Source organism: Prevotella sp. HJM029, from assembly GCF_000599605.1.
Lineage (GTDB): Bacteria > Bacteroidota > Bacteroidia > Bacteroidales > Bacteroidaceae > Prevotella.
This window is the reverse complement of sequence record NZ_AZHT01000035.1, coordinates 1-11,536: the sequence shown is the minus strand read 5'-3', so window position 1 is coordinate 11,536 and position 11,536 is coordinate 1. Positions and strand designations below refer to the sequence as shown.

The 11,536-nt window shown below is 43.0% G+C and carries 13 protein-coding genes; 9 read left to right on the top strand and 4 right to left on the bottom strand.

What is annotated here, in order from left to right; translation table 11 throughout:
• Positions 1-146 precede the first annotated feature (146 nt).
• From X919_RS0103835 to X919_RS0103785, 9 genes are all read left to right on the top strand, one after another.
• The gene (locus X919_RS0103835; protein ID WP_028899094.1) at positions 147-2,909 is read left to right on the top strand and encodes a TonB-dependent receptor; all 2,763 of its coding nucleotides are present in this window, start codon (positions 147-149) and stop codon (positions 2,907-2,909) included.
• 8 nt (positions 2,910-2,917) lie between these two features.
• The gene (locus X919_RS0103830) at positions 2,918-4,156 is read left to right on the top strand and encodes a DUF4876 domain-containing protein (RefSeq protein ID WP_028899093.1); all 1,239 of its coding nucleotides are present in this window, start codon (positions 2,918-2,920) and stop codon (positions 4,154-4,156) included.
• A gap of 1,152 nt (positions 4,157-5,308) precedes the next feature.
• A complete protein-coding gene (locus X919_RS0103815; protein ID WP_028899091.1) occupies positions 5,309-5,524 on the top strand; it encodes a hypothetical protein in 216 nt (71 codons plus the stop codon).
• Positions 5,525-5,536: 12 nt separating this feature from the next.
• Positions 5,537-5,758 carry a hypothetical protein gene (locus tag X919_RS0103810; protein WP_028899090.1) on the top strand — a complete coding sequence of 74 codons (222 nt, stop codon included), beginning with the start codon at positions 5,537-5,539 and terminating at the stop codon, positions 5,756-5,758.
• 16 nt (positions 5,759-5,774) lie between these two features.
• Positions 5,775-6,188: a PcfK-like family protein gene (locus X919_RS0103805; protein WP_028899089.1), complete on the top strand. Its 414-nt coding sequence runs from the start codon at positions 5,775-5,777 to the stop codon at positions 6,186-6,188.
• 20 nt (positions 6,189-6,208) lie between these two features.
• A complete protein-coding gene (locus tag X919_RS0103800) occupies positions 6,209-6,739 on the top strand; it encodes an antirestriction protein ArdA (RefSeq protein ID WP_028899088.1) in 531 nt (176 codons plus the stop codon).
• A 17-nt stretch (positions 6,740-6,756) separates the two neighbouring features.
• Positions 6,757-8,031 (top strand): PcfJ domain-containing protein, encoded by a 1,275-nt coding sequence (locus tag X919_RS0103795; RefSeq protein WP_028899087.1) that lies wholly within the window; start codon positions 6,757-6,759, stop codon positions 8,029-8,031.
• Positions 8,032-8,063: 32 nt separating this feature from the next.
• Positions 8,064-8,318, top strand: coding sequence for a hypothetical protein (locus X919_RS0103790; protein WP_028899086.1), 255 nt, complete (start codon positions 8,064-8,066; stop codon positions 8,316-8,318).
• A gap of 4 nt (positions 8,319-8,322) precedes the next feature.
• On the top strand, positions 8,323-8,547 hold the full coding sequence (locus tag X919_RS0103785; RefSeq protein WP_028899085.1) for a hypothetical protein: 225 nt from the start codon (positions 8,323-8,325) through the stop codon (positions 8,545-8,547).
• A gap of 131 nt (positions 8,548-8,678) precedes the next feature.
• On the opposite strand, the gene X919_RS0103780 is transcribed toward X919_RS0103785, so the two are convergent.
• The 4 genes from X919_RS0103780 to X919_RS16815 all read right to left on the bottom strand — a co-directional run.
• The gene (locus X919_RS0103780) at positions 8,679-9,863 is read right to left on the bottom strand and encodes a TIR domain-containing protein (RefSeq protein ID WP_028899084.1); all 1,185 of its coding nucleotides are present in this window, start codon (positions 9,861-9,863) and stop codon (positions 8,679-8,681) included.
• 2 nt (positions 9,864-9,865) lie between these two features.
• Positions 9,866-10,321, bottom strand: coding sequence for a hypothetical protein (locus X919_RS0103775; RefSeq protein WP_028899083.1), 456 nt, complete (start codon positions 10,319-10,321; stop codon positions 9,866-9,868).
• A 4-nt stretch (positions 10,322-10,325) separates the two neighbouring features.
• The gene (locus tag X919_RS17020) at positions 10,326-11,258 is read right to left on the bottom strand and encodes a hypothetical protein (protein WP_216592150.1); all 933 of its coding nucleotides are present in this window, start codon (positions 11,256-11,258) and stop codon (positions 10,326-10,328) included.
• On the bottom strand, positions 11,255-11,536 hold a 282-nt coding region (locus tag X919_RS16815; protein ID WP_028899082.1), incomplete at its 5' end, for a glycoside hydrolase family protein. The genes X919_RS16815 and X919_RS17020, both read right to left, overlap by 4 nt.

The window sequence follows — 11,536 nt, the reverse complement described above, 5'->3', positions numbered from 1 at the left end:
TCATACGATAAAGGTACAAAGAATATTTAAGAATGACAAATTGTAGAAGGGGTTTTGCAGAGGTCTCGAAACTGCAATATACCTAAAAGTAGGTATTGCGAAACGAAAAGGGAAGTTGTAATTTTGCCCGTCCTATTGAGATTGAGATGCTTAAAAGAACCATATTATTTATTCTTTTCCTCGTTGGCTGTTTCATTCAACTTTCGGCTGGCAACGATTCGCAACGCTTCACCCTTCAAGGTAAAGTGGTGGATGCTGAGCAGGGTGAAGGATTAGGGTTTGTCACCATTCGTCTTTTTGTGGGTGATCGTTTTCTGTCAGGTTTGCAGACTTCCGACCATGGCACTTTTCACTTCTCTGACCTTCAGCCTCAGCGTTATCGGCTGCAAGTGTCGTCGGTGGGCTATGCCATGCTCGACACGTTGGTGACACTGAGCAGTAACCAGCAGTGTACATTGCGTCTGCATGCCACGGCTGTGAGTTTAGGTGAGGTGACGATTACAGCGCAGGAAAAGAAGGGACTAACGAGTACCTCGGTGATTGATCGCACGGCGATGCAGCATCTACAGCCCTCATCGTTCAGCGATTTACTGAGTCTTTTGCCGGGCGGAATGACCGCTACGCCCCACACCAACGTCGCCAATGTGGCACGTTTGCGCGAGGTTGGCATCTCGAGTAGCGACTATGCCATTAGTAGTTTGGGAACGAAGTTCATGGTGGATGGTGCGCCCATTGGTACAGATGCCAACATGCAGTTGTTGGGACGGAATATAAATGCTGATGGAAGTCGTTCAACAGTGGGGTATGGTGTGGACATGAGGATGCTCGCAACCGATAATATTGAGCGTGTGGAAGTGGTGCGTGGTATTCCTTCTGTGAAGTATGGTGATTTGACCAGTGGCCTCATTCGCATAGAGCGTAAGCGTGTGGCAACGCCACTTGAGGTGCGCATCAAGGCCGATGGCTATGGCAAACTGCTCTCTATGGGTAAAGGATTTGCATTGGGTAGTAACTGGATTTTAAACACTGATGGTGGGCTTTTCAATTCGAAGGCCGACCCACGCAATCGTTTTGAAACCTACAACCGGCTGAATTTCTCGGCACGCCTACATAAGTTTTGGCTCTTTGCGCGGGGAGGAAGGCTCAATTGGGATGTGGCTTCGGACTATGCTGGCAACATTGATCATGTGAAAACCGACCCCGAAGAGCAGGTGAACAAGGAAGATCGTTATCGCTCGTCCTATCATCATGTGGGGCTAAGTACATCGTTACGTTATAGTCCGCACGAAGACTCGTGGCTTCAATCGCTGTTGCTGCGCTATTCGACGAGCGTTTCTTTTGATGAAATCAATCAGACCAAGTTTGTAAGTGTAGACCGCGATACGCCTGCACCACTTATAGAAGAGAATGGCGAATATGATGGTACCTATCTGCCTTCGACCTATGTGGCGCGCCATCAGGTGAAGGGAATGCCTTTTTATTCTAACCTCAGATTAGAAGGAAATGCACAAAAGGCAATGGGGGCATGGTCACATCTGTTCACGATGGGTATAGAGTGGCAATACAATAAAAATTTTGGGCAAGGACAGGTTTACGATTATCTGCGTCCTATCGATGGCACGTCGTCGCGCCGCCCACGCACATTCAAGGCCATCCCTGCTACGAATGTGGGGGCATTCTATGCGCAAGACGAAGCCAAACTGTCGTTGGGAAGCCATGTCATTACCGCTTTGTTGGGTGTGCGTGGCACAACAATGTTGGGACTATCTTCAGCCTATGATGTGCATGGAAAGCTGTATGTTGACCCGCGATTGAATGTGCAATGGGATCTTCCTGCTATGGGAACGTGGCGTCTTTATGCCTCTGTGGGACTGGGGCGCATGAGCAAGATGCCCACCATATTAGATTTAAATCCCGAAAAGCGCTATATTGACTTGGTGCAACTGAATTATTGGAACGCCAACGATGCTGCTAAAAAACTAAATATTCGCAGCTACACCATTGATACCAATAATTATCATTTGGTGCCAGCCCACAACACAAAATGGGAAATTCGCGTGGGAGGTAGCAGCAAGGGACATCAGTTTTATGCAACTTATTTCCATGAATCGATGAATGATGGCTTTCGCAGCACACAGCAGATGATTCCAATGCTCACTTATAAAGATTATGATGATTCGAGCTTGCGTGGGGTAACACTCACAGCACCTCCATCACTTGCCACACTACCTTTTCGCAATGACACGCTGTTGCGCACGTATCAGGTGATGGGGAATGGAACAAAAATTATCAAGCAGGGAATTGAATTTCAATATTCATCGCCGCGCCTTGTTGCACTTCACACGCGCTTCACATTCAATGGAGCATGGTTCCATACCACCTATGCGGCCAGTGAACCCGAATATTATGCGGGCTCACCACAACAGATTAATGGTATCACCATCAACAATCGCTATTTGGGTATTTATGCTTGGGATAATGGTTATGTGAAAGATCAATTCACATCAAACCTCATCGCCGACACCTATCTCGACAGGTTAGGGCTCATCCTTTCAGCTACTGCCGAATGTTATTGGTTGGGAAGAACGCTCACCCCCACGCGCAACCCACGTCCCTTGGCTTATGTGGATGTAGCAGGTGTGGAACATCCCTACACAGCTGCCGATGCAACTGATGTGTATAAGCGGTGGTTGGTGCTGTCGAATTTGCGGCAAACGAAATTACTGCAACATGAACGTGCCTATATGTGTTTAAACATTAAAGCATCGAAAGCGTTTGGACGCCATGCCACGTTGTCGTTTTTCGCCGATCGTTTGCTATCCATTGCCCCCGACTACGAGGTGAATGGATATGTAGTGAGACGAGTGTTTACGCCTTATTTTGGAATGGAATTAAATTTTAAACTATAAATTATAAAATGAAAAAGAAAAAGTTTTTAGGGTTGTTGCTCCTCGGTGCTTTGATGTTTGCATCGTGTAGTGAGCATTTTCACGAAACACCCCAAAGTGAAGTTGCAGTGACTTATAACCTGAGTGCTGATTTGCAAAATGCGAAGGCCTCAAATGTGCGCGTGACATTCTTCAATGTCAACACGGGACGTTCGACGGTGGTAGAAAGCAAAGACCTCAGTAAAACCTGGTTAGAAGACGGATTGTACAACGTGATGTTAGAAGGGAATGTGGCTTATAAAGTGAATGGCTCAGCTGTGAATGCGCGTCTCAGAGCCGTGCAAAACAATGTGACTATCGCTGGTGGAAAAGCCAATTTAAATCTTGTTGCCGAAGCCGTTTCTGTGAAAGAGGGTTTTGTCTTTGCTGAGATTGCCGTAGCAGGAACACTCGATGCCAACAAGAAGCAATATAACAGCGACAAATATTTCCGCATTTATAACAACAGTGATGAGACGCTCTATGCCGATGGCTTGGTGCTGTTTGAGAGTGAGTTCCTTAACGATATGCCACAGGATTATCGTCCTGATGTGCGCGATTCTGCTCTCGCTATCAGTGTGGCTTATATGGTTCCAGGCAATGGTACCGAGCATCCTGTTGCTCCTGGGCAAAGCATTCTGCTCGTAGATTTGGGCTTAGACCACACCAAGACCAATCCCAACTCTTATAATTTGAGTAAGGCCGATTTCGAATGGTATGACAAAACAGAGAGTGGTGGCGATACCGATACCGATGTGCCCAACTTGATTAAGCTTATCACCATGGATGGAAGTCGTCAGATGGGGGTATGGATGCCTCATACACGCGGTGTGAAGACCTATGCCATTGGCTATTTAGGCGATGCGCAACATCCTGTGAGTGCTGCCGATTACGTGCAGAATTATGCTTATCATTACGAATATGATTTTACGTTTAAAGGAATAACCTATCCTATGGATGGCGATGCTTATATTGTGCCCAACGCTTGGATTGCCGACTGTGTGAATATGTGTCCGAAAGAAGCACCCAAGAAATGGCTCTGCTCGGCATCGCGCTTGGATGCAGGTTTTGCTTATAACTCGGTGCTGGCTTCTGACAAGAATCGTTATGGAATGGCTATTCGGCGCAAGGTAGATTCCCAAACCCACAAGCTGGTGGATACCAACAATTCGACCAATGATTTTGAAAGCATGGTGAAAGCCAACCCTTATTATCAATTTTTTAAATAAAAGCAGCAGGTTATTCGCCCGTTTTACACGATAAAAGTGCCGATTCTTTATAACTATTTGATTATAAGTACTTATGAAATTGGAAAAAGGAAAAAGGTTACGATTTGGTTACTACTCAAATTCCCTGAACTTCCTTGATTTGCTGTCGTTTCAAACAACTCTTGTTATTGATACAAAGATAAACAAAATGTGCTGTACGACCAAAGAAAAACTTATTTTTTCTTATCGGGCAGACTTTTCTATTGTCATTTCGATGGTTTAATTGTCTTGCTGAAATCCTTCTCATCTTCGGCAGGAACAAGTTATGCCCTCTCTTCGTAAACTTCGCTATCGGGCATAACACATTCCTGCCTTTCATGACCGACGAAAAGAGGCAGGGAGCAGTCTGTCGAAAGAGTTTCGGCAAATCTGCTTCCTGCCACATTTCTGTGTATCGGCCATACTTTCTAAGGTATGGATTTCAACAAGACAATTTTTCAGATTTTTCTTTTTCGATGTTTTTCCTTCTCTTGGAGGCGGTAGTAAAAGCCGCATTGTTTGTCGTCGGAGAAGTCGGAGCTATTCAGGTGGTGATAAATCCCTCACCCGTCTACCTCCGACACCTCCGACTTGTCTGACAAAGCCGTAGGAAAAGTACACGCCTGCCCATCGCAGCAAGCCCGAAAGGCAGACTTCGTACCTTTCCTCTTCCGTCTTTGTCTTCTATAGGTGGCTTTTACATGCCCGCTTCATTACGCTTTTTACTATCTGATGGTATGGCATGCAATCAGATCTTTTACTTTTTTATCCGAATCTGTCTCTTTTCCGTTTACCTCCATTTCGATGCGGTCTCCACCGTATCGCATCCGCTGGTCGTCCCCGTTCAGGCGCAAAGGTAATTCCGGGATGTTACGCTGCTGCAAGGTCGGAGCCTCCGGTTTTGGAGAAAATCTCCACGCCTACGCTCCACTGCGTTTTGCTCCGGGTAGTATTTTCCCTCAAAAACCTTGCATTCGCTCATCCCTACCTTTGTGAGGCACCTGAAACGAAAACGACCGATGCGACAGGAAGACGCATTAAAAAAAATGTCGGATAAACGAGAGACAGATAAGCAGTGAAACTCAACTCCCTCAAGCTCTTGGATCCGCATTAAACATTAAAACCCTTAGAAAAATGGAAAAGTCAATCAACATTCACCGAGCATTGCGCACAACCTTTCGCCTGCTGCTCACAAGCGTTATAAGTATCGTCTTTGGGGCGGTCGGTGTGGTTGTCGGTTTGCTTGCGGAAATCGTCGCAGGCATTCTCCGCACCCTTTGGGCAATAGTCCTCTACGTGCTCACCCTCGTAAGTATTCTCGCCCTTATTCTTTGGATATTCACCCTATAAACATAAATCAAGATGAAAACAAGACACAGCAAGACACCCAGCCAGCAATGCCGATACTACGAAGTGGACAATATCTTCGAGTATATGTATGAAACCTACATCAACGGTAACCATTCGCAACTGAAAATCTTGTATAAGGAGTTGCGCAGAGAAGCAAGAAAAGAGTTTATCGCATTCTGCTTTGAAATGGTCAGTCCCCAACACAAAATGCAAATTATGCAAGCTATCGTTTAATTAAAATCATACGACAATGAAAGCAACCGACCATTTCAAACGAACCATTCAAGCCTATTTGGACAATAGGGCAGCCGAAGACGAACTCTTTGCAGTAAGCTACCGCAAGGAGGGCAAGAACATCGACGACTGCATTACCTATATTCTCAACTATGTGAAGAACAGCGGATGTGCAGGTTTTTCAGACGGGGAGATATATTCGCTGGCAGTACATTATTTTGACGAGGATAATATCGACATCGGTAAGCCCCTTAATTGTCACATAGCCGTAAACCACGTGGTACAGCTCACAGACGAGGAAAAGGCGGAAGCACGCAGGCAAGCCATTGAGCAATACCAACGCGAACAGCTTGCCAAGATGCGCAGCCACAGCGAGCGAACCAAGAAAACAGAAAATAAGGTCGTACAACCTTCACTATTTGATTTTTAACCATCATACAATATCGCAATATGGAAACAATGGACTTGAACGAAGCACGGATTTACGTAGGCACTTATGCCAAGTACAACAACGGCACTTTGCAGGGCGAGTGGGTAAGCCTTTCGGATTTTTATGATTTGGACGGCTTTCTGGAGTATTGTGCCGAGATACACGAAGACGAGGAAGAACCCGAATATATGTTCCAAGATTGGGAGAACATTCCCGATAGTCTGATAGACGAGAGCAATTTGGAAGAAAATTTCTTTGAACTTCGAGACGAGTTGGACAGACTGAACGACACGGAGAAAGAAGCCTTTTGGACATGGGTGGAGGGCAATAACATCAAACTCACACAAGACGCTTACGACCTTGTGAAGTCTTTCCAATCCACCTATATCGGCAATTATGCAAGCAAGGAGGAATTTGCGGAAGAACTTGTGAAAATGGAAAACGACTTGTCCGATTTTGCATTGAGCTACTTCGATTTTTCAAAATATGCCGACGACCTTTTCGACACGGACTATTGGTATAAGAACGGCTATGTATTTCGTAACGAATAAAGCAAGGAGGAAAGAATATGAAACCGAGAAACAGATTTGAAAAGGCTGTGCTTGCTGAAAGCAAGCATTTGCGCCCCATCACCAAGACGCAAAGCAAGTGGGCATTCCATGAGTGCATCGGCCACTTTGCCTACCGATTGCCCAAAGGTCATACTACGTGTATGGACTGCGGACATAGTTGGATAATGGAAAAACCTGCCCAAACTTGCACCTGTCCCCATTGTGGGGCAAGGTTGCAGGTTGAAGAAACCTACGGGCGTAAATTACAGCAGAAGCAATACTTCACTATCCTCACTACCTGCGGAACATACCAAGTGTTGCGTATGTTCCTGATAGTAGTGGGCATGAAGAAAGGTTGTGAGGCGAAATATGAGACAATCGAAATCGGACAGTATTGGTGGGACGAACAAGGGCGAAAGGTCGTGATAGCCGTTCAACGCATATTGGGGCATTACGTGGACACGTTCTCTTTCTATTCGCCAATGGCAGTGCGTAACGACAACGAAGTCTATCGGTATGTGGCTTGTGCACCCATATACCCCAAGTTCAAGGTAACAGATATGCTCCGCAGGAACGGCTTTAAGGACGATTTTCACCAAATCGCACCCATTGACCTTATCCCGGCACTGCTCATCGACAGCCGTGCAGAAACCCTCATCAAGGCAGGACGCATAGACCATTTGCGCTATTTCCTCAACAACACAAGGGCATTTGAAGCCTATTGGCAGTCGTATAAGATTGCCGTTCGTAACGGGTATGAGATAAAAGACATTTCCTTATGGTGCGATTATGTGAATATGCTCCGTAGGTTGAACAAGGACATACACAATCCTAAGTATCTTTGTCCTACCGACCTAAAAGCCGAGCACGACCGCAGGGAGACAGAACTCCGCAGACAGCGTGAGAAAGAGGAAATAGAAAGGAAACAGAAGAAAGCAATGGAAGATGAAAAGTATTTCCAAGAACTCAAATCCAAGTTCTTCGGTATCCATTTCACGGACGGCACAATCCAAGTTCGCGTATTGGAGAGTGTGCAAGAGCATTTGGAAGAAGGGGTAGCTATGCATCATTGCGTATTTTCAAATAGATACTACCTTAAAGAAGACTCCCTTATCCTTTCTGCGACCATTGAGGGCAGGCGGATAGAGACTATCGAAGTATCGCTGCAAACCTTAAAAGTAGTGCAAAGTCGTGGTGTGTGCAACAAGAATACGAAGTACCACGAGCAGATAGTAAATCTTGTGAATGCCAATAGCAGGTTAATCCGCCAAAGAATGAAGGCAACAGCATAAAGAAAAATATAAACCATCAAATTATCACAGCAATGAAAGTAGAAATAGAGAGCATCGTATGCAACTGGGCAGACGAGATACCTTACATACTCGTAAGGGTTATCAATGCGATAACCCTATCTGCCAATAAAGAGGAGTTAAGGACAGCCATTAAACAGATAGCTGAAGAAACGGAACTCGACAAGTTCTTTGTCTATGGATATGGTAAACATCATTTTTGGTTAACACATCGTAAGTTATCGAATGGTGAGCCAATGGAGCACAGATTATTAATGGCAAAGTTTTAGATGTATGAAAAAGAAACGGATTTACAGAGTACGAACGCAATATATTTTCGAGGGTGTATTTGAAGTTCTTGCCGATAACAAGGAGGATGCACAGCAGAAAGTTCTGCAAGATTGCGGTTTGGTGATGGGTGGCAGCATTCACAGCACCTTGCCCGATGAAGAAATAAACTGGGCATTCTCTACCCACCCCGAAGTAAAGGCCACGCGAGTAACCATTCAAAAGGAGTAAACAACAGCGTACTTAACGGACGGCATATCCGCCGCCCGCTCCTTTCTTTCATGAGCAGAGAAAAGGCGAAAAAGAAAGGAGCAAAGAAACCAAATGAAAACTGCGTTACTTTTTATGGCGAGTAAAGCTACTTACTCCTCTATCCATTTCTTAATTAAGACTCGTCTCCCTTCTGTTTCTACAAACAGTTTTCCTTCTTCTAAAACCACTGGTGGGTATATATCCAAATAGGGAGTTTTCTCTATATTGTCAGGGTTGTATATGCAAATTTTGCTTTTTGATGCATGCAGTGCATGAAAGAAACCAAGCTCCCAAGGTGTCCATTTTGAGTTTTGACTTGCTTGTGTATGTATGTATAGTAATGCCTTTGAGGATTTCAACCTTTCAATAATGGTATTAGCAGTATTGACATTGGTCAATTCTCGTTTTAGTGCATTTCTATCACTAACCCAATCAACATAAACATTTATATTACTATGATTCAATACAGACTTTAGCCTTAGAAGTAACCCACTATCAAAAGAACTATGTGAGAGAAATAAATCATATTTTTTCATTTGCTCTAATTGAGAATTGTAGATAGAATGAATTAAATCATCTGGAGTCTCAATAGGTGTAGGCACTATTTTATCTCCAGCTTTCTTCTTTCCCTTTCTATTTTTATGCAAGCGGACTTCTTTTATCCCAAACTTTTGCAAGGCTTGGAATGCAAAATGTCGAAGATGGTAGTTTCTTTCCGATGCATTTACTCTATGAAGGAATTTTATAGTAATGGGACTTTTATACTTAGAGGCTTCGATTAATACAGCATATTGAGTATCAACATCAACGGGGTTAGCTTGTTTACAATGAAAGTAAGTTTGAATATAATAATTTGAATAAGAAGGAGTTATCTTTTGTGTATATTTTAAGTTTGATACTAATTTCTCCTTTCTCTCTTTCCTTTTCTTAGCACACTCTTCAAGCAGAGTTTTTCTGAATTCCGTTCTTTCTTCTGTTTTTAAGATGAGCTTTTCGTGCAGTGCTTTATTCTTAATTATTAGTGCAGATACTTTTTTGATGTATACTGCAGGAGAAGGAAAGAAATATCGTTTGGGAAAGCCCTTCTTTTCCAAACCATCATCCATTCTTTGATATTCCTTAGCCTTAGCACGGACATCATCCCATAAATATGAATATAAGACTTTAAACTCGGACAAGAAATCTTCATCGGTAAAGCCTTTAGGCATTATGGCTAAAACATTGTGAATAGACTTTTTGAGTGTTTTCTGAAAGCGAATTAATTCTGCACTGTATTTTCTTTTTGTTTGTCCCATTCTTAGAACTTAATTATTCCTCCCAAGAGCAAAACAGCTATAGCCACTATCAGATAAAATAGAGTTGTGGAAACAGAATTCATTGCTTTGATGGTATTACAAAATTGTTTGCATTTATCTTTAAGCCCCTCCACTTTGTATAGGCTCTCTATGTAGTCTTCATCATTGTAGATTCTTTTCAAGAACTTATTTTGAGATGCAATACACAATCGTTCTAATCCTAAATAGTAACAATCAAGTAAATAGAACAGAGCGATAGGAACAAGACAAATCCATGCATTCGGTATTTGCATATTCTTGTCTACAAGAAGAACCAGCATTGCTGCAACAAGAGTGACTGTCCAATTTTTGCAGTTAGCACTATTCGCTGCCATTCTATTGATGATGCCTTGAAGCATTGATATATGAGATTGTACTGCAGAGATTTCCAAAACCTCCAACTTTTTCTTATTATCCATGTTGTTATTTTGTTAATTCATAAAGTTTATCTAATGTGTGAATTTTTAAGTCTTCAGAATATTGTGGAAATTGTTCGTTAAATGAGTCCATAATCTTCCAAGAGTTTTCCCACCTTATTAAAATATCCGCATCAATATCTGTTAGGTGATCTGTCGGTAAATCATATTGTACTTTTAAGGTATCCTTAATTACAGAAGAAAACTGTCGATATTCTAAAAGTGCGACATTTCTGTATTCCTCAAGTTTTTTCTTTCTGACAAGTCGGGATATTGCAATCTCAGAATAAATCCAAGGGGATTCTGTTTGATTTATTGTCGTGTTAGGTGTAAGAGAATGCGGAGTATTTAGAAAAAATAAGCATTCAGTATTGTCTATCATTTGAGAGAGTGCCACAGAAAGCATCATATGCACGTGACTTGTTGAGTAATTTCTTTTATTATAATTATAGGAATTCCTATTAACATTGCGGCAATACCTATCATCTATTATTCTTAGCAAATCATTAGCATATCCCCAAACACATGAGTCAATAAATGCGCTTAATCCAAAAGTCACTTTTAACCATCCTGCAAGAGCAAGAGCAAGATTCTCATCTTTATGTGAGTGTGATATAAAAATATCAGCCTTAATTTGTGGAAACCAGTTTGCTTGCATTTTACTTCCGTCAAGTGAGCCATTATCTCCTACAAAAGAGTTTATTTTTTCTATGATAATTGTTTTTTGATGTGAGATACTCTTGAAGCCTACTTCTTGTAATTTTTTGAAATCGTCTTGCTCGAAACAATTCTCCTCTAATAATAAATTGAATCCTCTATACATAACAATTGTTACTTTTCTACAAAAATACTCATTTATAGCGAGATGAACGAATAAAACAGCAAGAAAAGCCCCTTGCAAGCTGATAAAACTTGCAAGGGGCATAAATAGGATAATCATGGGATATAAAACAGAGCGAACTCCACGCGCCGCCGTTTGAGCAGACCGGGCAACACCTTACCTTTATAGCGACAGAAAGAGAGGTATTCGGGCAGGATGTTTCTGTCGCCTTGTTCGAGTTTCCGTATCAGCCGGCTTTTGGGGCGATTTCTGCTACCGAGCAGCGTGCCGGTGCCTACATTGTAGGAGAGAACGGTCAGGAGCAGAGCATCCTTGCCGAAGCGGCGAAAGAGGGTGTAGCGGCTGAGCAGGTCGGCACGCAGGAGCGAGTCCGCCTG

Excerpts from the sequence above, each read along its gene's own strand:
- X919_RS0103835 (WP_028899094.1), top strand. The coding sequence starts at position 147 with ATGCTTAAAAGAACCATATTATTTATTCTTTTCCTCGTTGGCTGTTTC.
- X919_RS0103830 (WP_028899093.1), top strand. The coding sequence starts at position 2,918 with ATGAAAAAGAAAAAGTTTTTAGGGTTGTTGCTCCTCGGTGCTTTGATG.
- X919_RS0103815 (WP_028899091.1), top strand. The coding sequence starts at position 5,309 with ATGGAAAAGTCAATCAACATTCACCGAGCATTGCGCACAACCTTTCGC.
- X919_RS0103810 (WP_028899090.1), top strand. The coding sequence starts at position 5,537 with ATGAAAACAAGACACAGCAAGACACCCAGCCAGCAATGCCGATACTAC.
- X919_RS0103805 (WP_028899089.1), top strand. The coding sequence starts at position 5,775 with ATGAAAGCAACCGACCATTTCAAACGAACCATTCAAGCCTATTTGGAC.
- X919_RS0103800 (WP_028899088.1), top strand. The coding sequence starts at position 6,209 with ATGGAAACAATGGACTTGAACGAAGCACGGATTTACGTAGGCACTTAT.
- X919_RS0103795 (WP_028899087.1), top strand. The coding sequence starts at position 6,757 with ATGAAACCGAGAAACAGATTTGAAAAGGCTGTGCTTGCTGAAAGCAAG.
- X919_RS0103790 (WP_028899086.1), top strand. The coding sequence starts at position 8,064 with ATGAAAGTAGAAATAGAGAGCATCGTATGCAACTGGGCAGACGAGATA.
- X919_RS0103785 (WP_028899085.1), top strand. The coding sequence starts at position 8,323 with ATGAAAAAGAAACGGATTTACAGAGTACGAACGCAATATATTTTCGAG.
- X919_RS0103780 (WP_028899084.1), bottom strand. The coding sequence starts at position 9,863 with ATGGGACAAACAAAAAGAAAATACAGTGCAGAATTAATTCGCTTTCAG.
- X919_RS0103775 (WP_028899083.1), bottom strand. The coding sequence starts at position 10,321 with ATGGATAATAAGAAAAAGTTGGAGGTTTTGGAAATCTCTGCAGTACAA.
- X919_RS17020 (WP_216592150.1), bottom strand. The coding sequence starts at position 11,258 with ATGATTATCCTATTTATGCCCCTTGCAAGTTTTATCAGCTTGCAAGGG.